Raw genomic sequence first — 22,681 nt, 5'->3', positions numbered from 1 at the left:
GTTGCTTGCAGTCCTATTAAAAATTAACTGTATCAGGATCATCCTGAGTTTTAATGCCTTGAATCTTATCCAATACTGCCATATCTTCCTCTGACAAATCAAAGTCAAAGATATCCAAGTTGGCTTCGATATTTTTTGCTGTCACTGACTTAGGTAGTGGCAAGAAACCTTTTTGAAGGCTCCAACGTAAGGCAACTTGAGCAACAGATTTTCCGTTACGTTCAGCCACTGCTTCTACGTCTTCATTTCCAAAAATGCTACCAGTACCTAGTGGACTGTAGGCTTCAAGAAGAATATCACGCTCTTGGCAATAGGCAACCAAATCTTCTTGGGCACAACCTGGAGCCAAAAGAATTTGATTGACATGTGGCACAATTTCAGCCGTTTCAAGGAGAGCATCAAGATGATGCTGCATAAAGTTAGACACACCGATAGCACGCACCTTACCATCTTTGTAGGCTTCTTCCATTGCCTTCCAAGCACCTGCATTGCCAACCTTCCAAGCATCATTCTCACGAAGAGCCTTTGGATTAGGCCAGTGGATGAGCAAAAGATCCAAATAATCCACACCTAGTCTTTCAAGAGACTCGTCGATAGAAGCCTTAGCCAAATCGTAATCGTGCTTGTCATTCCAGAGTTTAGTCGTTAGGAAAATATCCTCACGCGCCACATCACTATCTGTAATCGCCTTACCTACAGAAACCTCGTTACCGTAGATTTGCGCCGTATCAATATGTGTGTAACCCGCCTTAAGTGCGAAACTAACGCTGTTATAAGCTTCTTCCCCTTCTGGAATCTGCCAAGTCCCAAAACCAATTTTAGGAATCGTAACGCCATTTGAAAGTGTATATGTTTCCATCCTGTTCTCCTTTCAATTTGTAACAGAATTATCTTAAAAGATATAAGATAAAAATGCAAAGATTTGCTACGGCTTGTTTGATGAATAGTTCCTTACTTCTTTTTCCGCTTCTTTTTATAGACAACACCATTTTCTTTAAGGATTTTCATGCTCACCTTTCCAACTCCTCTAATCGCTGCTACTTCCTCTTCCGTTTTCTTTTTAAAATCTTTAAAATCTATTAAGCCATGTTGACGAAGTATACGCTCCACACTTATTGAAAGACCTTGGAGGGCTTTGCTTTGTTCTATACTTTTTTCCAATTCTCTAATTAGTTTGTGCAATTCTGGATTTTTCTTTTTCGCAACATGTCTTTGTGGACGTTTTACACGATATTTTTCGATTAACCAAGTAAAATAATATTCTGACTGGGACAGATCAACGACTTGATTAAAAACCATCAAAAGACTTTTCATACTATTGGCTTCAAATAAGATAGGGTTGACTTTAAGCGTTTCGGCAACTAGACGCTCGTCATCACCTTGTTCAATCATTTTTAAATAATTTTCGAACTCTGGATTTTTTGCATAGAGAAGATCAAAATAGAAATCCGCATCCTCAATATGTCCCGTCATTAGAGAGACCGTCATCATTGGTACTATCATCAAATCTTCTTCGTGATATTCCATTTGCTCACATTCGAAAAAGTTTTTAGCCTTATCATAGTCCTCCAGATTGCAATAGGTAGCCATCAATTCGTAACAGACTCCCATGTGATCTTGAACATCTATCTCTAGAATCTCTTCAAATTCCTTAATAGCAAACCGCTTCATACTGTTGCTTAAATAAAATTTAGCAAGATTATACTTCAAAGACAAATAAGGACGCTCGTCAAGATTAGCCCAGCCCATTTTTGGACCTTGCTCCCACTTGGACCTTTGCTCTTTTTCTAAAGCAATTAAGCCTTTTAGATGTTCAAGTGGACTTTGAAAAGTTAAGAGCATTTGTTTAGCATCAAGATTTTCAGGATCTAGTTTTAAAGCCTCTGTCAAAAATTCCTGACTTCTTGAAGGATCGTCCTCATAATAATGATAAGCCTCTTCAATAAGTTTCCAGGCTCTCTCCTGCTTTGAATCAGGGGAAGTAATCTCATCAAAAAGCCCTTGGTTGTATTGTCTTGCAAAATCTTCAAGAGCCATGTCCACACTGAGATACTCTGTAATATGTTCTTCTAAGAATGCTTCTGCTTTTTCTGTGAAGTCTTCAAAAGATGGTGTCATCAATCTACTCCAATCTATGTTTTATTCTCTAATTGCTATTGTACACGTTTTCATAGAACATTACTATAGTCTCAGTGAAATCAACAACCTCCTAAATTTTTATTGACAAGAATAGTCGCCAATCACAATACAGATAAGAATCCATAGAGTCTTATTTTGGGACATCTAAACTCAAAGTTGTATACTTATATTAGATAGAGTGCCATTGGATGATTAACGTCAAGGCATAATCTTCAAGTTTCATTTAAAGCTACAAAAAATCATTAACGTCTCGGGAGTGGTTTAGTCCCTTTTCTATATCAATAACTTTAACTCACTTTTTCATAATTTTACTTGACCACTCCTATTTTTAAGGGAATTGAAAACTGAGTTATATTTTAAAAGGAAACAGAGATCTGTTTCCTTTTTTCTTACTTCAAACCATGACAAAAGGAAACCCTTTCGAGTTTCCTTTATCAAATATATCGTTGGAGGCAAAGTCCAATAATACTTTAGTTGAGTGGTTCAATCACGAAGCTCAATTGATAGCTATCTGCTGAGCTAACCAAGAATTCGTCATGAACTGGAGCACCCCATGAGTCGTCACCACCGACACCCATTTGAGCAGCAAGAACTTTAATCCATGTAGCATCAGATTGTTGCAATTCATATTGATGACGAGCATTTTCAATTTGTTCAGTACTGTTACGCAAAGCACTGAATTCGAATGCCTTATTAAGTGCGGTGAATTTAAGACCATTATGGTTATCATCAGATACTGTAAATTCACGAGTACCATAGTGATTACCAGATTCTTGTGGCATTAGATATGGAGCAAATGTCTTTTCAACAGATGTTTCATATCGACCAAGATAGGCACCAGGAAGTTTATCAAGGTAGCTTTCTTCTGCACCGTATCCATAATAGCTTAGGTTTGTAAATTGTGAACCGATAGCAAATTCTAGACCAAATTCAGGGAAGTTTGGCAAACCTGCTTTACCATCATAGTTTGCAGTAACAAAGATTCGACCCTTGTAATCAACTTGATAAGTTACCTTAACTTCGACATCAGAAAAGCCAGGCAATTCATGAACATAAGTCACTTTAACAGAGTCATCTTCAATTTGAATTTGAGTATCTGTAACCTTACTATAGTTTCCAGCAACTTTCCAGCCTGCCATTTCGAATGGATATCCAGCACCACGATCGTTGTCAGTGTAAGCACGAGTAAAGTTAAGTTTAGGACCTTTCTCAATGAATTCAACACCGTTATACTTAGCAGATACTAGCGTATTTTGTGCACGTGAAAGCAAGATAGAGAAGTTTTGTCCGTGGATTCCGATGTTGAAGTCGCCTTCAACAACATTCAAAGGAGCCTTAACTGGTGTTTCAGTGCTAATCTTTTCAGCAACATATTGACCACGAACAATTTCATGTCCTTTTGGAGCCCATTCAGTTGCTTCATTCTGAACACAAGCAACTTCATAAATTCGTTCAGCATTTGAAGATCCAACAGCGAATTCTACTGGGAATGTTGCTTCTTCACCTGGTTTAACATCAAAGTGATATTCACTTTCGCTAACTTTTCTACCATCTTCGTAAACTCTAGCTAGGAAAGTATAAGCAGAAAGATCTTCAAAGACATTATCATTCTTGATAGTTACTGATTTTTCATCAACAGCAATCTTAATATTAGAGTAAAGATGTTTAACTGTTTGAAGTTTTGGAGTTAGGGTACGATCTGCGAAGACAATACCATTTCCACAAAATTCGTAGTCAGAAGGTCTATCATGCCAGTCACCACCATATGATAGGAATTCGCTACCATTTGGAAGTGGTTTGTAAATAGCTTGGTCAATGAAGTCCCAAATAAATCCACCTTGGTATTCTGGATATTTCTCTAAATCAGTGTAGAGTTTCAATCCACCACCAGAGTTACCCATTGTGTGCATGTATTCACATGAAATATAAGGTTTTTGAGGATTGTTAGTGAGGTATTCTTCAATATCAGCTGGTTTCGCATACATACGACTTTCGATGTCTGTAATGTAATCAAATTCACGACACCATGTAACACCTTCATAGTGAACTGGACGAGTATTGTCAACACTACGGAAGTAATCAGCCATGTCAGCAATATCTTTACCAGCATATGATTCATTACCACAAGACCAAATGATAACACTAGCATGGTTCTTATCACGTTGGAACATGTTATTGGCACGATCCAAACAAGCAGGCAACCATTCTGGTTCACTAGCTGGGATATTCCATGAAGGTTCGCTTAGACCAAGTTTTTGCCATGTACCGTGTGTTTCAAGGTTGGCTTCATCGATAACATAAAGTCCATATTCATCACACAATTCATACCAACGTGTTTGGTTAGGATAGTGAGAAGTACGAACAGCATTGATGTTATGTTGTTTCATCACTTTGATATCCCAAAGCATATCTTCTTCAGTGATACAACGTCCTGTTCTAGCGTTAAATTCGTGTCTGTTAACCCCTTTAAAGACAATTCTCTTACCATTCAAAAGCATGAGTGTATCTTTAATTTCAAAGTGTCTAAATCCAACTTTAACTGGAACGACTTCAACAACTTGGTCATCATCCAAAACATGAAGGGTCAAATTGTAAAGTTTAGGACTTTCAGCACTCCAAGGTTTGATTTTCAGATTTTCAAGACTTACAGATAGTTCACCGTCACCATTAACAGATGCATCACCTTCTGTAACGATGCCTTCATGATCTGAAAGAACATATTTAATTTTCTTATCTTCGTAATCTCCAACAGTCTTCAAATCAATATCCAATTGACCTGCTTTTGTTTGGTAATCATAATCTCCCTTAACAAAGAGATCTTGAACGTGAACTTTTGGAATAGCGTACAAGTAAACATCTCTGAAAATACCGTAAAGTCTCCAGAAGTCTTGGTCTTCCAACCAGCTTGCTGTAGAGTAACGATAAACAGCTACCGCCAACTTGTTATCACCTTCAACAAGGTAATCACTAATTTCAAATTCACTAGGTGTAAATGAGTCTTCACTGTATCCTACGAAGTTACCATTGACCCATACAAAGATGGAAGTGGCAACCCCTTGGAATGAGATAAATACTTTTTTATCTTTTAATGCATCATTCAAGGTAAAATGTTTAACGTATGATGCAACAGCATTTGATTCTTGAGGAACTTGAGGTGGACGAAGGAATTCTTTACCATCCCAAGGATATTGGGTATTCACATATTGTGGAGAACCAAAACCTTGAAGCTCTAAATGACCTGGTACATTGATGAAATTCAAATCAGTTTCATCAAATTCTGTTTTATAAAAGTCTTTTAAAACTTGATTTGTATTCTGAGCATAGTGAATTTTCCATTTTCCATTAAGAGATTGTCTTAACTTCATCTCCCCTTCAGAAAATTCTGCAAGAGATTCAAAATACTTATGATCTGAGTGAGCGTCAACAGTATTAACGCTAACAATCTTTGGATCGTTTAAGTAAGTTTGAATTTTTTCAGTCGTGTTCATAGATTATTCTCCTTTTTTGAAGGTAATAACTTCAGACAAAGCTTCTACCTTTTCTCCAACTTCTTGTTCAAGATGGAAAGCACTGAATTTTTCTGAATTGGTTACAGTGACAAGTACTGTGTCATCAAGACCGTTTTTCTCAATAATTGGTGACCAGAACTCAAGAAGTTTTTGTCCAACTTCAACACGATCACCTTGTTCTACGTAACTAATGAACCCTTCACCTTTAAGTTTAACTGTTCCGATACCAACGTGGATAAGAACAATGACACCATCTTCACTTTCAATACCAACTGCATGGCGAGTAGGAAGAACTTGACGAATGGTACCACTAATTGGTGCAAAGACAGCTCCATCAGTAGGTTTAATGGCGAAACCTTTACCCATGCTACCTGAAGCAAAGTGTTCATCATTAACACTTGAGAGGTCAACCAAATGGCCAGTTGTAGGGTTTACAAGAGATACGACGTTAGCTTTAACTTCATTTTCAGAAGTTGCTACGCTAAAGCGATGTTCCAATTCTTCAACAATTTCAGCGTGACGTGCTTCAGTCAAAGTGATTTTACGAGCAATAATGAAGGCTCCGATAAGCATTGCTGCTGCTGGGAAACCAAACATGCTAAGCTTAAAGATAGACTGTTGATGTGTTGTAATTGTTGATGCTGAGGCACCTGTTGTCATACCAGCAGCTACGGCAATTGTAGAAACAAGCCAGTTTGACATCGCACCACCAAGTTTATCAACAAGTGGACGAACTGACAAAGTAAGTGATTCATCACGGTGTCCCAATTTCCATTGACCATATTCTACTGAGTCAGAGATAATCATGAGGATAACAAGGAACACAAGAGGTTGTGGAATAAAGAAGAGTTCAGCAGCAGTCAAGATCATTGGAAGTGATGTTCCTGCAATACTAAAGATTCCGATACCACCGAGCATTACTGCAATACATCCATAGAACAAACGTTTACGGTTGAATTTACCAGCTAGGCTAGGGAAGAGTGAAACTGAAACCAAACCAACAACTGTATTCAATCCGTAAAGGATTGAGTATTTCCCTGGATCACCAAGGATAAATGTGAAGTAAAAAAGTTGAAGAGCATTAAGTGTATTAATACCAAGACCATAGAACCAATATCCGAGAGACAACCACATCAATTGGTCGTTTTTACCAAGAACTTTAAAGACTTGTTTAAGGCTAGTTTTTTCTTTGTTATCACGAAGTTTTGACTCAACTTCACGTGTACCAATACCAACAGCAATTGATGTAATCACACCAATGAGAGCAACGATAAATGCAAACCAGAACCATCCAGATTTATCTCCAGAGCCACTACTGTTCGTCATAGAGAAGAACAAAACGATTGGCATGATGGCAACACCTACAATATTGGCACCAATCGTAGAACCAATACGGGCAAAAGTTGCCATTTTTTCACGTTCATGACTGTCAAGAGACAAGGCAGGAATCATTGACCAGAAACCGATATCTTTAATTGAGTAGAAGACATCCATTACAAGGTAGATAATTCCGAAAAGTACAAGGTACAAGAAAGGATTTGTTTTATTCAAACCACCTAAATCGGTGAAGAGAAGCAACAAGGCGATAGAACTGATGATACCACCACCAACTACCCATGGTTTGAATTTACCATACTTAGTATGAGTGTTATCAATCATGTTACCGATCAATGGATCGATAAATACTTCCAAGATACGCAAAATAGCGATGATGTTAGAAATTAATAGTACGTAGTGACTATTTTGCTTTGGATCACCTGTGTTAAACAAGTGAGTTGTCACAAACATGATAAAGTATGTTGACAACGTTGCATAGAAGACGTCGTTACCAAAAGCACCAGCTGAATAGGATAGACGAGACTTCATTTGACCTTTAGATTTTCCCATTACGAAAACCTCCTGTTAGTTGTTTTTTGAATACGCTTACATTATATAAGTATTAGTTTAAACCGTCAATAGTTTTAGTGATTTTTTACTAAACTTTTACTAAAACATGGTTATTTTGATGAATTAAAATATTGGAAACCGATTTCATAGCTTACACTATGACCCTCCTCCAAGATGATATCTCCAAAATCTGTATGATTAACGGCATCTGGGAGTGTTTGAGCTTCCATAGCTATAGCTTCTCGTCCTTTTGCAATTGTTCCTCGATCTCTCGCAAAGTAAATATTATCCTCTATAATATCCATAGTATAAATAACTAAACCATTTCTGTTAGAGAAGATTTCAATACCATCTCCGCTTTCTTTGTCATGCAAAATAGCTACTTCTTTCACATGATCACAAGTTTCCCCTCCAACTACAAAGGCATCATCAAAACCATTATTTGCTTCAATCCGAGGTAGCAAGTCAGTTGTCTTTCTGAAATCATAATTCGTTCCATCTACATTAATTTTTTGTCCTGTTGGAATTAACTCAGAATCCAACTCTAAACGATAGTCTGAATAGATTTGTAACTCATGACTTGATAAATCCTGTTTGTCGCTAAGATTAAAGTAAACATGGTTTGTCGGATTAAAGACTGTTGACTCTGTAACATCGAAGGCTTCAAAGAGTATTGTTAAGCGGTTATTATTGTTAAGTCTATAACTAATAGAGACTGTAACATCACCAGGAAAGCCATCTACACTTGAATAAAGTCTTCTAATAAATTTTGTCTCAACATATTCATCATTCAGGTTTGTGACATAGTTCCAATTTTGAACCTGCATTCCTTTTGGACCGCCATGTAAACAGTTTTCTCCCTCATTCTTAGGAAGGCTATAAAGAACCATATCATGAGTATACGAAGCTTTTCCGATTCTTCCAGCAACCCTACCAATGGACTGGCAGGCACATAAATTATTCTTATAATAATCCTCGTAATCACTGAAACCAAGTACTATATTTTTAAGAGCACCAGTTTCCGTTGGAACCAAAAACTCCTGAAGTGTAGCACCTGTTGTGAGTGTGGAAATGACAACACCATTATTATTTTCCATTGAAATTTTACTGACATCGCCTGAATCAACTTTTCCAATAATTTCGCAGTTTATTTTCATATTATTTCCTCAAAAAACAAAGAGTACAATAATTATATATACTCTTTGACCCTTTGTTTATTATTTTAATTATCCTCGATCATCGTACCCTTTTGGATGGCTAGAATGCCATGCCCAAGCACTTGCGATGATTTTTTCGATGTTATCAAATTGTGGTTTCCATCCAAGAACTGTACGTGCTTTTTCAGATGAAGCAATCAATGTATCAGGATCACCAGGACGACGATCAGCTTTCTCAGCTGGGATTTCTTTACCAGTTACCTTACGAGCGGCTTCAAGAATTTGAAGGTTTGAGAATCCCGTTGAAGAGCCTAAGTTGAAGGCTGTTGACTCATTGCCCTTACGGAGATATTCCACTGCCAAAAGGTGGGCATCTGCCAAGTCAAATGGGTGAACATAGTCACGAACATTTGTACCATCAGGAGTGTTGTAGTCATCACCAAAAATCATGATTTTTTCACGAACACCTTGAGCTACTTGAAGGATAATTGGAAGAAGGTGAGTTTCTGGACCATGGTCTTCACCGATAGATCCATCAGGTTTTGCACCAGCAACGTTGAAGTAACGAAGTGGCACATATTTAATACCATAAGCTTTATCAGACCACTTCATGATAGTTTCCATCATCAACTTACTTTCACCATATGGGTTGATAGGATTTTGTGGTGTTGTTTCAAGAATTGGAATTTCTTCTGGGATACCGTAAGTTGCTGCTGTTGATGAGAAGACAATGTATTTAACACCGCATTCGTTCATAACTTCAAGCAATTTAACCATTCCAGCTGTATTGTTATCAAAATATTTGAGTGGTTTTTCCATTGATTCACCAACCAATGAATAGGCCGCAAAGTGAATAACGGCATCAACATCAGGATTTTCTTTGAAGACCTTTCTCATAAAATCTTGATCAGAGAGATCGCCTTGGTAGAAAATAGCATCTGGATGTACGGCAGCACGGTGACCGGTTACCAAACTATCTACTACTACTACTTTTTCTTGACCTTTTTCAACTAAGCGATCAACCATGTGAGAACCGATATAACCAGCTCCACCTAATACTAAAATTGCCATTTCTTATCTCCTTTCTTCAGAAAAAACAATTAATCAGCTAAATTTACAAAATCTACAAATGCTTTAAACTGATCTAAGCCTTCACTATTAGTCTTATAAACACCTGCATCTTCTAGTACACGAGCAAAGATATCTGCAACAGATTGTCGAACAACTTCTGTCACTTCCTCAGCCGTAACATTCGGATTTTGAGCTTTGAGTTCATCTGCCCATTCTTGGTGAATTGGAGCAACTTGGTTACCTTGACCTAATAGATAATCTTCAACATCTTTAAGTTCTGTTTTCAAACGAGGAGGAAGAATGGCCAATCCCATAACTTCAATCAAACCAATGTTTTCTTTCTTAATGTGTTGAACATCTTTATGTGGGTGGTAGATACCGTCTGGATGTTCTTCAGAAGTTTGATTGTCACGAAGAACCAAATCTAATTCAAATTTACCGTCTTTTCTACGAGCAATTGGGGTAATGGTGTGGTGAGGTTGTCCATCAGACTCAGCCAAGACACCAGCTTTTTCGTCTGAATAACCACGCCAGCAATTTAAAATTTTGGTTGCAAGAGCAATAAGTCTTTCCTTATCTTCACTTCTTAAACGAAGAACTGACATAGGCCAATTAACGATACCAGTCTCAACATCAGAGTAACCATCAAAGCTAACTTTTTCTTTAATGCCTGCTACTTCCATTGGGAAGGTATGGCGACCACCTTGATAGTGTTCATGTGTAAGAATTGAACCACCTACAATTGGAAGATCGGCATTTGAACCTGCGAAGTAACCAGGAAATGCTTCAACAATTGATAGGAGACGACCAAACGTCAATGGACTGATGTGCATTGGTTCGTGCTTACCATAAAAGAAGATAGAATGTTCATTAAAGTAAGCATATGGTGAATATTGGAAGCCCCAGTCATTTCCTTCCATTTGGAAACGAATAACACGATGATTACTACGTGCTGGGTGATTGATGCGACCAAGATAACCTTCATTTTCCATACAAAGTTGGCATTTTGGATAATCAGAAGCTACCGCATTTTTAGCAGCAGCGATGGCTTTTGGATCTTTTTCCGGTTTCGAAAGGTTAATCGTAATTTCCAAGTCACCGTATTTAGTAGGTGCTTTATAAGCAATATTTTGTGCAATGGCTTTGACTTTCACATAATCATTTCGTTTACTTTGTGCATAAAAGTCAGCAATTGCTTGCTCTGGGTCAGATTTATAAGTATCCCAGAAGTTACGATTGACAAGGCTAGGGCTTGGTGTAATCAAGTCCATGAGTTGAGCACCGATGATATCTTGTTCTTCATTAAGTTCACCTACAGAACCAGCTTTAACACCTGCTTGAAGCAACTGGTCTTTAAGGTCAATCAACTCAGAGCTATCTGTTTCAACATCAGCAACTCCTTCTCCAACCAAAGCAAAAACTTTGTTTGTCAAATAGATACGGTCCAATTCCTCATAATCACTATTTTCAATAACCAGAGTTACAAAAGTGTTTACTAAATTTTCAGCCATAATCTCTACTTCTTTCTCATTAATCAAGTACTCGTGAACCGCCAGCTACTTCAGCAATATAGAAGCTTGGTGCATAACCAACGACTTCTTCATAACGTTGACCAACTGCTTTTTTGAAATCTTCAACTTTATCTTTGTTTACTAACGCGATGGCACATCCACCAAAGCCCGCTCCTGTCATACGAGCTCCAAGAACACCTTCTTGTTCCCATGCGGTGTGTGCCAAAGTATCAAGTTCAAGACCTGTCACTTCGTAATCATGTTCCAATGACACGTGAGAAGCATTCATAAGGCGTCCAAAGCCTTCCAAATCCCCTGATTCAAGAGCTTTACGGGCTTGAAGTGTACGTTGATTTTCAAGAACTGCATGACGGGCACGTTTGATACGATTTTCATCTTTAATCAAGTAGCTGTATGCATCAAATGTCCAGAGGTCCAATTCACCAAGTGTTTGGATATCAAGTTTTTCTTGGAGTTCAGATACTGCTGTTTCACATTCAGCACGACGTTCATTGTATTTAGAATCAGCCAATTCACGACGTTTGTTAGTGTTCATGATAACAACAACATTGTCTTTAAGGTCAAGTGGTACCAAGTCATACTCTAAAGTATTTGTATCCAAGTAAATCGCACGTTGATCAGCTCCCATACCAATAGCGAATTGGTCCATGATACCAGAGTTAACGTCGATAAAGTCATTTTCAGTTTGCTTACCGATTTTAACCAAGTCAAGGCGTTCCAATTTAAGGTCATAAAGTTTTTCAGCAATAACACCAATCAACAATTCCAAAGATGATGATGATGACAAGCCTGATCCATTTGGAATGTTACCATAGATGTAAATATCCATACCTGAATCAATCGTATGACCAGCCTCTTGCAAGAAATGAAGAACACCTTTTGGATAGTTTGTCCAGTTGTGTTCTTTTTCAAAACGAAGATTTTCAAGTGGTACTTCGATGATGCCTTTATCCTCAAAGTTACCTGAGAAGAAACGCAAAACTTTGTCATCACGTTTGCGGGCCGCTCCGTAAGTACCTAGGGTAATGGCTGCTGGAAATACATGACCACCGTTGTAGTCCGTATGCTCACCAATCAAATTAATACGACCTGGAGAAAAGAAAGTATGGTCTGCTTCTACACCAAAAACTTCTTTAAACTTTTCTCTTAACTGTGATGTCTTCATAGGATGTACCTCGCTTATTCTTTTTTACACTAACAGTGTAACCCCTTTCACATGGAAAATCAATATTTTTACTGCTTTTTTAGTAAAAAATAGGTAAAATTTTAGAATTTATGGTATACTTTGGATGAAAGGAGAACAATATGGCTACATTAAAAGATATCGCAAAATTGGCTGATGTATCAATCGCAACTGTTTCACGTGTTCTCAACCAAGATGAAAACCTCTCCGTTACTGAAGAAACCAGGCACCGTATTTTAACTGCGGCAGATGAAATCGGATATACCAAACATCAGAAAATCGGAAACTTTAAAAAAGAAAAACATCAAGTGGCAATTATCCAATGGGTAAGTGAGGAAGATGAGTTAGACGATCTCTACTACTACAACATTCGGCTTGGAATTGAAACAAGAGCCCATGAACTAGACTACGAGATGCTTCGTTATTTCAATGACATTCCTTTTAGTCTCGCTGAAGAAGTCATAGGTATACTTTGTATCGGAAAGTTTAGTCGTGAACAGATTACTGAATTGGAATCATTGGGTAAATCACTGGTCTTTGTAGATAGTGATACTCTACTTCAGGGACATCCTTGTGTGACAACTGACTTTGAAAATGCTGTTCAAACGGCACTAAGTTATCTCACTGAGCAAGGGTGTAAGAGCATCGGTCTTTTAACAGGGCAAGAAAAAACAACGGATTCAACTGAAATCGTTCCGGAGCCTCGTTTACGTTCTTATCGTAACTACTGTATTGAAAAGAGCATCTATGACCCTCTTTTGATTCTTTCAGGTAATTTTACAGTTCGATCTGGCTATGACCTTTTAGCCTCTAAAATAGCAAGTGGTACACCCCTACCAGATGCCTACTTTGCAGCTAGTGATAGTCTGGCTATCGGTGCTCTTAGAGCCCTTCAGGAAAATGGCATTAATGTCCCAGAAGATATCCAGATTATCTCCTTTAATGACACCAGTCTAGCCAAACAAGTTTATCCGCCACTTTCTAGTGTTACTGTTTATACCGAAGAAATGGGGCGAACTGCCATGGATGTCCTCAATAAACAAGTCTTGGCTCCAAGAGAAATCCCGACACTTACTATGTTAGGCACTAAACTGACTCTGAGAGAAAGTACGAAATAACAACTATTTAATAGAAAAATGTGGTCGCCAACAGTTAGTTGACAACCACTTTTCTTTTTATTTCACTTTCACACAAATAGCATCCCAGGCTTGGAGTTTGCCTTGGTCTGTAATTGGCTCTAATTCGGTATTTGCAATGACAACTTCTGCTCTTTCGAAATCATAATAGAAGTCTTGTTCTTGGTCTGATAGGTTGACTACAACCAGATAACTGCTATCTTTGGTTTTCCGAATATAAGCAAAGACTTTGTCAGTTGTCTCCAAGAGTTCAAAGTCAGCATCCACCAACCAATCTTGAGTCTTACGAAGCTCTACGAGCTTCTGATATGTATAGAAAATTGATTCTGGATTGGCAAGGGCTGATTCAACATTTATGTCCTTATAGTTTGGATTAATAGGTAACCAAGTCTTATCCGATATGCTAAATCCAGCATTTTTAGACGTATCCCATTGCATTGGTGTTCGAGCATTGTCACGACCCACCTGACGGATTTGGTCCATGATAACTTCTATCGATCCCCCTTTTTCGAGAGCTTCTTTGGCATAGTTGAGAGATTCAATGTCATTCAATTCTTCCAAAGTTCTAAAAGGATAATTGGTCATGCCGATTTCTTCACCTTGATAAATGTAAGGTGTTCCTCTCATCAGATGAAGGAGGATAGCCAAGGCCTTGGCTGACTTCTCACGATAGACACCAGTATCTCCCCACATTGAGAGAATACGAGGCAGATCATGATTATTCCAAAAAAGTGAGTTCCATCCTTGTCCCAACTCTAACTCGGTTTGCCATTTATTAAAAATAGTCTTAAGTGCTGAAACATCCAACTCTTTCTCATACTCCCATTTAGGGCTATCTGGCTTATGCTGAAGTCCAATATGTTCAAACTGGAAAACCATAGAAAGTTCTTGATTATCAGGATTTGAATACTGTTTAGCAATTTCAGGTGTTGCTCCCCAGGTTTCACCAACGGTTAGAAGGTCGTGCTTTCCAAAGCTTGCCTGGTTCATCTCCTTGATATAATCGTGAAGTTTTGGACCGTTTGTATCAATCAGTTGATCTGGGATCTTACCAATCATATCAATCACATCCATGCGGAAACCACCGATTCCCTTATCAATCCAGAAATTCATCATGTCATAAACTTTCTGGCGCAACTGTGGATTTTCCCAATTGAGGTCTGGCTGTTTCTTACTAAAGAAATGCAGATAATATTGCCCTGAGGTCTCATCATATTCCCAAGCAGAGCCACTAAAGATAGATACTAACTCATTAGGTTTGTCTCGCCAGATGTAGAAATCTCGTTCAAGACTTTCTGGATTTTCACGCGCTTCGATGAACCATGCATGCTCATCAGACGTATGGTTAACCACCAAGTCCATAACAATTTGAATATCACGCTTCTTGGCTTCCGCCAAAAGCTCATCCATGTCACTCATGTCTCCAAAAATATCTGCAATAGCCTCATAGTTAGCGATGTCATAGCCATTGTCATCCATTGGACTGTCATAGACAGGCGAAAGCCATAGGGCTGTTATTCCAAGTTTTTGCAAGTAGTCTAACTTACTGGTAATCCCCTTCAAATCACCAATGCCATCACCGTTTTTGTCCATAAAAGATTTAGGGTAAATTTGATAAATCGTAGCTTTATGCCACCAATGTTTTTGCATGATTCTACTCCTCGTTTTTATTATCATCGTGAGTCTGATAGTTCTATTTTACGTTTTTCTAGAAGTTATGCAAGCGTTTTCTTTTTTGTTTAAAACATTTCAATGACCTATACTCCAGACTCCTTAAAATTTTGGTAATATTGAAAAATAATAGAGTTGAAATGTAAGGTTAGCCTTTGCTTATTTTAACAATACAAAAAAAAAACGATGGTTAATACCTTAACCATCGCTTTTTACTTTTTGGGCAAGACCATAACAAAGCGCCTCCCCGTAGAACTTTCTTCAAATCTATAGCTAAGTTCCTCATGCTCTAAAAGGTATTTGACCACAAAAAGGCCTAATCCTCCTTCTTTCTTAGACTGAGCTTTAGTTGAAATATTTTCTTTAGATACACTCGTATTTTCAATGACAAAATCAGTTCCTTCATTTTCTAAACCTATTCGAATCACTCCACCCTTATCAGAATGCTTGACTGCATTACTGATAATATTTGAGAGAACCAATTTCAAAATAGGTAAATTCATGAAAATACTAGTTGCCGGAAGATAATTGTCAATTGATAGGGAGCGATTCTCAACCAACACTTGATTTTGAGTGAGTATGCGATTTACCACATCATCTAACTGAATCCACTCCTTATCACCACCTAATTCTTGAACAGAAGATAAAGACAGGATCTCTAGGACAATCTGGTTCATCTCATCGACGATGTCAAGAGAAACTAATAGGTAGCGGTCCCGATCCTTGTAGCGACCAATTTTATCTCGCATATTTTCTAGGATAATCTTCAAGCTGGCCAGAGGCGTCTTGAGCTCATGCGAGGCCCCCCGTAGGAATTCCACCTTCATCTGCTCCAACTTCAGATTTTCCTGTTTCTGCTGCTCTAGATTGTCGATCACCTCTAGGAGATGATGATAGAGGTCGTTGATCTGTTGCTTAAGGACACCGATCTCATCCTGCGAGTGAATAGGAAGACTGGCTGTCCGATCCAGCCGCTTCATCCGCTTGGTCATCTGCTTGATCTCAAGGATCGGAGCAGAAATCATGCGGGCATAGAGATAGGAGGCAATCAGCGATAGAACAAAGGAAGCAAGGAGACTATAGGGGAGAAAGCCCAGACTGATGTCCCGCGCTTCCTTTTGGGAATCGACGGTTGCTAAGAATTGCAAGGTCAAGTTCTTTCCCTCTTTTGTCTGGATCTTTCGCTCTTCAATGACCAGAGAATTATTCTGGCTGTCAGGGTTCACGAGCAGGTCATCCTTGACCTCTAGGGCATTCTGTTTTTCCTTGCCCTTGATCGAGACCTTGATATCATTGGTCTTGGAATAAAGGTCGATGACCGACTCAATGGTCCCTTCTTCCTGACCCTGGAAACTCTTGGCCAGTGCTTGCGATTTCTTCAAAATCGTCTGGCGGTGGGACTCGATATAGCTCGATGGAAAAATAAAGTAAACCGAAGCATGGAGAAGGATAACTAAGCTACTAAAAAGGGCAAAGGTGATCAGAAAGATTTTTGCAAAGATACTCCGTTTGGTCATGGTCTCTCCAATTTATAGCCGACATTGCGTACCGTAACGATACAGTCCAGCTCCAGTTTTTTTCGTAGTTCCTTGATATAGACATCGATCACCCGGTCGAAAGGAATCTCCTCCGTCTCCTTCCAGACGGCATCGAGGATCTGAGAGCGGGTCCGGGCCTTGCCCTCATGCTGGAGCAAGTATTCCAAGATTTCCAACTCCTTGGCATTCATGGAAATTGCTTGGCCTGCTATGCTGGCTGTGTAGCTCTCAAAATCTACCCGTGCCTCTCCATAGGTGAAGACCCGGGAAGGCTGGAGCTTTTTAAAAATAGCTTCGATACGGACCTTCAAGAGGGACAAGGAGAAGGGTTTTTCCAGGTAGCCATCTGCCAACTCTCCAAAGGCTGTCAACTTATAGTCCTCGTCATGGAAGGCCGTCAGCATGAGGACAGGGACTGAGCTAGTCTTGCGGATGGTCTTGAGTACTTCCAAGCCATTGAGGATAGGGAGCTGGATATCCAGCAAGACCAGATCTGGCGCCTCTCTGTGAAAGAGGTCCAGGGCCTCCTGTCCATCGCCTGCTTCAAAGACCTCATAGTCACATTCCATGAGATAGTCGCTCATCCCTTCTCGAATCAGGACTTCATCTTCTACGATTAGTATCTTCATACATTATCCTTTTCATCTATATATAGTCGCTTTCTTTCATTATACCGTTTTTTATAGGTGCAGCAAACTTATCATTCAACATCAACTAAGAGGTCTTTGGGTTTCTTGTGAAGAAGCCAGCGAGAAGAAATTAAGGATACCAAGCTTAAGATAAAGCCACCGACTAGAATAACTACTAAAAGTTGCTTAGGTTGGACTGTCATATGAATCTGAGTCAGAGTCTTACTGAAGCTCTCTGCCTCAGCCCCTCCACCGAGATTTGCAGCTAGAGATTCTTTTGTCATTTGCTTATTGATACCTTCCGTAACATTGGAAAGGACTGTTTTACCAACTTTTTCGGCAAAGAAACTCGCTAAACCATATGATAAAAGAAAGGCTGGTAAGGCAATCATCAGTAATTCCATTAAAAATTGACCCGCAACCTGTGTCTTTTTAAGTCCCAAGGCCAAAAAGATACCAACTTCTCTACGACGAGCATTTAACCATAAAATCAACAGAAGGGTTAACAATAAACTTGTAAAAATGAGACTTCCAATAAACATACGATTTGCCACACGATACATCCCAAGAATAGATTCCTGTAAAGCAGGGTAGTTTGATGAACTCTTAACAAGATCGTAGAGGGTCCAGTTAATGTCTAACTTTTGAATCTTTGCTATCAAGGAATCAAGATTTTGATCACCTTTAGCAAAGAAAGTGGCATCCTCATAAGTGGCAGTTTCTACGGTATTTCCATAGAGTTTTGCTGCTGTGTCTAGATCAGTGATGAGGGTGTTTTCATACAACTCCTGAGCATAGGTAACGGCTGCTTGATTTTGACCAGAAAATAAACCTTTGATAGTCACTTCCACTGTTTCATCAGCCCTTTTTTCGTTATCTGCATCATAAAGATTAGATTTAAGCTTTACTTTATCTCCTACATTAAGCCCATTCTTTTTAGCTAAACCTTCGTGCATCAAGATTTGATTATGGTCCTTATCGGTTAGATGTTCTCCTTTAACTAGTTTATAAGCACCTGAAACAAATTTATCTTCTTTTGATGAGTCATTGACTCCTGTCAACATCAAGGTAGACTTAAAATTTTTAGCACGTTCTGGTGACTGATTTTGCAGCGTTTGCTCTGTTTCGATAATCTCATAATCTAGTAAATCACCAATACCATTGATCCGTTTAATCGTCGAAACAATCCCTTTAGTCTCACTAATCTTTTTAATATCTTCTCCCTTAAGATTTCCAGCCCCTCGAGGAGTTCCAGGATTCGTGTTACGATTAATCTGCATTGAAAAACTATTGGTAATTGACCCTAGACTCTTGGATGCAGCTTCTTGGGTTGCACTTCGCATAGCAAGTCCTAACAAACTAAGAGTACTCATCAAAAGAATAATAGTTAACAGTAATAGTGACTTTGACCATTTTCGTGTAATATATGCAAAAGCGTTTCGAAACATAAGAGTCCTTTCTTTATTTTTTCTTTTCTATGAGTTGTTGCTTCTTCAACTCTAAAACAACATCAGATGCCTGAGCAACTTCCTTACTGTGTGTGACAACTATGACACATTTTTGGCGATCTAAAGCCATTCTTTTAAGGATAGTAATAATATCCTTGGCAGTTTCCTCGTCTAGATTTCCTGTCGGTTCATCTGCTAAGATAATTGGGGCCTCTGAAACCAAAGCCCGCGCAATAGCTACGCGTTGTTGTTGCCCACCTGAAAGTTGCAGGACATTTCGATTAATTTGTTTTTCATCTAATCCCAATTCAGAAAGTATCTTCTTATCAGCATTTTTATTAACAAGTCGTACATTTTCTAAAGGTGTAAGATAATCAATGAGATTGTAATTTTGAAAAACAAGCGAAACATGGTGTCTACGGTGATAACTGGAGCCTTTTTTCTTGATATTTTCTCCGTTAAACAAGACCTGCCCCTTCTTGGGATAATCAAGACCTGCCAAAAGGGAAAGTAAGGTCGATTTTCCCGCTCCAGATTGCCCAATAATACTATAAAACTTACCTTTCTCGAAACGATAATTCACCTTCGAGAGGATAGCTTCACTTTTATTTTGATAACTATACGCAACATCTTTGAGTTCTAACATAGTGTTCCTTTCTCCTTAACTCATATTAGATAAGATTTCTTTTGGTGTTTTGCGCCAAATGAGACCTGTTGTCACACCGAGCGATGATATTACCAAGACTAGAAGACAGAGATAAGATAGCCCTAAAGGTAGTCCCTGAGGAATTTGATCTAATAACTGAAGAGCCTGCTGCTGTCCTTGCTGTCCTATAAATTCTTGCAAAAACAGTCGACTTAGTAGTCGTCCAATAGCAAGGGCTGGTAGCAAAGACATAAGGGATACCAACAATATCTCCATAAGAAATTGAGCAAAAATGCGTCCCTTGCTCTTCCCAATTGCTAAAAGAATACCTATCTCATGATTTCTCTCACGTGTCCATAGTGCCATTAAAAACGAGAGGATACCTGCTCCTGTAACAATTAAACTAATCATCATCGTTCTGACGATTCCTTGTAGCGCTTGAGACGATTCCTTCAAGGAGTCAAAAGCTTTTCGGTCCTCGTCCAAACGTAGACGATACCAATCGATATCTAATTGTTTCACTTGTTTAATGACTTGGTCGATTCTATCTGGATTCTTAATACCAAAGGATAATTTTGTCACTAACTTATCAGTCAAATTAAGCAGTTGGCTAGCGTCCTCATAATGGAGGAAGACTTGATTTTCACTTAAATCTGAGGACATTCCAGTAAATGTCTCCTCCTTCTTGCCAGAAAAAATACCAACAATATCAAAGGTCATTTCCTTAGTTCCACCTTCAGTCATCTGAAAATTTGATAAGGTCAGCTTGTCTCCGACGCTTAGCTTATTTTTCCTAGCAAGCGATTCATGAATCATAATTTGCCCTTTAGCAGATAAATGCTTCCCCTTACGGACTTGAAAAGCACCACTCCGAAAATCAACACTTTGGCCTGTTTCCTTAGTGAAAGTCGCTCCCAAGGCTTGATTAGCCTCATTATCAAGGTCATCACGTTCCACCGTTTGTTTTCCTGTAACGACCTTCTTATCGATTAGTCGCACTGGACTTATATATTGAGGTATCGCTGAAGTCACATCAGATAGATGACTAATCTTTGCCCCCTCTTTCCAGGAAAATGCACTGCCTCTTTCTTTACTTACCAGAGCAAAACTTGCCCCACTTGACTTCCTGATTTGTGCCTCCATTCCTCCACCAACTTGCATAAGAGAGAAACAAAAATACAAGCAAGACAATATCAAAAATAAAATGAGAAAAAGGATAAAATTCCGCGTTTTTTTGCGGAAAATATAAGCAACTGCCTGTTGTAAGAGAACCATCTTCCACCTCCATTTAAGACATTAGCCCTCAGCCACACCAAAGATAGGTGAGGACGCTTTCATTTTCTTATCCTAATTATAGACGACAAATGTGAAACCTTTATGAAATTAAATATTCTAATCATGATTGACTTTAAACTCTTTTTCTCCAACAAATCGACTTTCACTGATAGCATTTACCTTCGGCATTTGATATAATTTTCCTCAGAGGTATTTTTATTTATGAAGAAACAAGCTTTTAGTTCTGAACAGTATTTGAATCTACAACGCGACCATATTTTGGAGCGTATTAACCAGTTTGACGGGAAACTCTACTTGGAGTTTGGTGGTAAGATGTTGGAAGATTTCCATGCTGCCCGTGTCCTCCCTGGTTATGAACCTGACAATAAAATCAAGCTCCTTCAAGAGCTTAAAGATCAGGTTGAAGTGGTTATCGCCATCAATGCTAGCAATATCGAGCACTCTAAGGCTCGTGGTGACCTTGGCATTTCCTACGACCAAGAGGTCCTTCGTCTGATTGATAAATTCAACGAGCTCAATATCTATGTGGGTTCTGTTGTTATTACGCAGTATTCAGGTCAACCTGCAGCCGATGCTTTCCGTAACCAATTGGAAAAAAATGGCATCACATCTTACATCCACTACCCAATCAAGGGCTATCCAACGGATATGAACCATATCATTTCTCCTGAAGGTATGGGAAAAAATGACTATATCAAGACTAGCCGTAACCTTATCGTTGTTACTGCTCCTGGTCCTGGTTCTGGTAAATTGGCAACATGTATGTCTAACATGTACCACGACCAAATCAATGGCATCAAATCAGGTTATGCAAAATTTGAAACTTTCCCAGTTTGGAATTTGCCACTTCATCACCCAGTCAACTTGGCCTATGAAGCTGCCACTGCCGACCTTGATGATGTCAATATGATTGACCCATTCCACTTGGAAACTTATGGCAAAACTACGGTAAACTACAACCGTGACATCGAGATTTTCCCAGTCCTTAAACGTATGCTTGAACGCATCCTTGGTGAGTCACCTTACGCTTCACCTACAGATATGGGTGTTAACATGGTTGGTTTTGCCATTACGGATGATGAGGCAGCCAAAGAAGCTTCCAAACAAGAGATCATCCGTCGCTACTATCAAACCGTTCTTGATTTTAAAAATGAACGTGTTCCTGAGACTGCTGTCAAGAAGATTGAGTTGCTCATGAATGATCTTGGTATTACTCCTGAAGATCGCCAAGTGGTTGTTGCAGCACGCGCTAAGGCTGAAGAAACAGGTGGTTCTGCTCTTGCCCTCGAATTGCCAAATGGTCAAATCGTAACTGGTAAGAATTCAGAACTCTTTGGTCCAACTGCAGCTGCTTTGATTAATGCTATCAAGACTTCTGCAGGTATTGATAAGGATACTAAACTTATCGAGCCTGAAGTGGTTAAACCTATCCAAGGTCTGAAAATTGACCATCTGGGTAGCCGTAATCCTCGTCTCCACTCCAACGAAATCCTTATCGCCTTGGCCATTACAGCTGCCAACAATGCGGATGCGGCGCGTGCCATGGAGGAACTTGGTAACCTCAAAGGTTCTGAAGCTCACTCAACAATCATTCTTACCGATGAAGACAAAAATGTTCTTCGTAAGCTCGGTATCAATGTGACCTTCGATCCTTACTATCAATACGACAAATTGTACCGTAAGTAATTCATGATTTAAAACAAGAAAGACCTCCGTTTTACTAACTGGGGTCTTTTCGAAATCACTTTAGCTGGAGAAAGAAAAAAGGGAAACTCTATCGAGTTCCCTTTTTGATAACCCACTCTTTCGTCTCGACCCGTTCCCAATGAAAAGGGAGTG

16 protein-coding genes are annotated in these 22,681 nt (G+C 39.0%); 2 read left to right on the top strand and 14 right to left on the bottom strand.

From position 1 onward, the window contains the following. Nucleotides 1-16 precede the first annotated feature (16 nt). The 8 genes from HMPREF2867_RS03075 to HMPREF2867_RS03040 all read right to left on the bottom strand — a co-directional run bounded on the left by HMPREF2867_RS03075 (nt 17) and on the right by HMPREF2867_RS03040 (nt 12,460). Nucleotides 17-859 (bottom strand): aldo/keto reductase, encoded by an 843-nt coding sequence (locus tag HMPREF2867_RS03075; protein ID WP_070575701.1) that lies wholly within the window; start codon nt 857-859, stop codon nt 17-19. 92 nt (nt 860-951) lie between these two features. Further along, complete coding sequence (locus tag HMPREF2867_RS03070; protein WP_256263057.1) at nt 952-2,118, bottom strand: hypothetical protein; 1,167 nt, start codon at nt 2,116-2,118, stop codon at nt 952-954. A gap of 491 nt (nt 2,119-2,609) precedes the next feature. Next, a complete protein-coding gene (locus HMPREF2867_RS03065) occupies nt 2,610-5,627 on the bottom strand; it encodes a beta-galactosidase, LacZ type (protein ID WP_070575698.1) in 3,018 nt (1,005 codons plus the stop codon). A 3-nt stretch (nt 5,628-5,630) separates the two neighbouring features. Beyond that, nucleotides 5,631-7,535, bottom strand: a complete 1,905-nt coding sequence (locus tag HMPREF2867_RS03060) for a sugar MFS transporter (protein ID WP_070575695.1) — start codon at nt 7,533-7,535, stop codon at nt 5,631-5,633. Nucleotides 7,536-7,645: 110 nt separating this feature from the next. Then, the gene (locus tag HMPREF2867_RS03055) at nt 7,646-8,692 is read right to left on the bottom strand and encodes an aldose epimerase family protein (protein WP_070575692.1); all 1,047 of its coding nucleotides are present in this window, start codon (nt 8,690-8,692) and stop codon (nt 7,646-7,648) included. A gap of 69 nt (nt 8,693-8,761) precedes the next feature. Next, nucleotides 8,762-9,763 carry a UDP-glucose 4-epimerase GalE gene (gene galE / locus HMPREF2867_RS03050; RefSeq protein WP_002888050.1) on the bottom strand — a complete coding sequence of 334 codons (1,002 nt, stop codon included), beginning with the start codon at nt 9,761-9,763 and terminating at the stop codon, nt 8,762-8,764. 29 nt (nt 9,764-9,792) lie between these two features. Continuing rightward, entirely contained in the window at nt 9,793-11,274 is a 1,482-nt protein-coding gene (gene galT / locus HMPREF2867_RS03045; RefSeq protein WP_070476613.1) for a UDP-glucose--hexose-1-phosphate uridylyltransferase, read from the bottom strand. A 19-nt stretch (nt 11,275-11,293) separates the two neighbouring features. After that, nucleotides 11,294-12,460 (bottom strand): galactokinase, encoded by a 1,167-nt coding sequence (locus HMPREF2867_RS03040; RefSeq protein WP_070575689.1) that lies wholly within the window; start codon nt 12,458-12,460, stop codon nt 11,294-11,296. Between the two features lie 140 nt (nt 12,461-12,600). Between HMPREF2867_RS03040 and HMPREF2867_RS03035 the strand changes: the two genes are divergently transcribed. Next, entirely contained in the window at nt 12,601-13,596 is a 996-nt protein-coding gene (locus HMPREF2867_RS03035) for a LacI family DNA-binding transcriptional regulator (protein ID WP_045768550.1), read from the top strand. 57 nt (nt 13,597-13,653) lie between these two features. On the opposite strand, the gene dexB is transcribed toward HMPREF2867_RS03035, so the two are convergent. From dexB to HMPREF2867_RS03005, 6 genes are all read right to left on the bottom strand, one after another. Then, entirely contained in the window at nt 13,654-15,264 is a 1,611-nt protein-coding gene (dexB, locus tag HMPREF2867_RS03030; RefSeq protein WP_070575686.1) for a glucan 1,6-alpha-glucosidase DexB, read from the bottom strand. A gap of 233 nt (nt 15,265-15,497) precedes the next feature. Beyond that, on the bottom strand, nt 15,498-16,802 hold the full coding sequence (locus HMPREF2867_RS03025) for a sensor histidine kinase (RefSeq protein WP_070575685.1): 1,305 nt from the start codon (nt 16,800-16,802) through the stop codon (nt 15,498-15,500). Further along, nucleotides 16,799-17,452, bottom strand: coding sequence for a response regulator transcription factor (locus HMPREF2867_RS03020; protein ID WP_070575682.1), 654 nt, complete (start codon nt 17,450-17,452; stop codon nt 16,799-16,801). The genes HMPREF2867_RS03025 and HMPREF2867_RS03020 overlap by 4 nt, the downstream gene beginning before the upstream one ends. 71 nt (nt 17,453-17,523) lie before the next feature. Beyond that, on the bottom strand, nt 17,524-18,900 hold the full coding sequence (locus tag HMPREF2867_RS03015; RefSeq protein ID WP_070575680.1) for an ABC transporter permease: 1,377 nt from the start codon (nt 18,898-18,900) through the stop codon (nt 17,524-17,526). A gap of 13 nt (nt 18,901-18,913) precedes the next feature. Further along, nucleotides 18,914-19,546, bottom strand: coding sequence for an ABC transporter ATP-binding protein (locus HMPREF2867_RS03010; RefSeq protein ID WP_070575677.1), 633 nt, complete (start codon nt 19,544-19,546; stop codon nt 18,914-18,916). A gap of 15 nt (nt 19,547-19,561) precedes the next feature. After that, entirely contained in the window at nt 19,562-20,821 is a 1,260-nt protein-coding gene (locus tag HMPREF2867_RS03005; RefSeq protein ID WP_070575675.1) for an ABC transporter permease, read from the bottom strand. A 222-nt stretch (nt 20,822-21,043) separates the two neighbouring features. On the opposite strand from HMPREF2867_RS03005, the gene HMPREF2867_RS03000 reads away from it, so the two are divergent. Continuing rightward, nucleotides 21,044-22,528, top strand: coding sequence for a DUF1846 domain-containing protein (locus tag HMPREF2867_RS03000; RefSeq protein WP_022496779.1), 1,485 nt, complete (start codon nt 21,044-21,046; stop codon nt 22,526-22,528). The last annotated feature ends 153 nt before the right edge of the window (nt 22,529-22,681 follow it).

This window comes from Streptococcus sp. HMSC064H09 (genome assembly GCF_001812625.1).
Classification (GTDB): domain Bacteria; phylum Bacillota; class Bacilli; order Lactobacillales; family Streptococcaceae; genus Streptococcus.
Note: the sequence above shows the minus strand (reverse complement) of the source record. Positions and strands in the feature narration are given on the sequence as shown.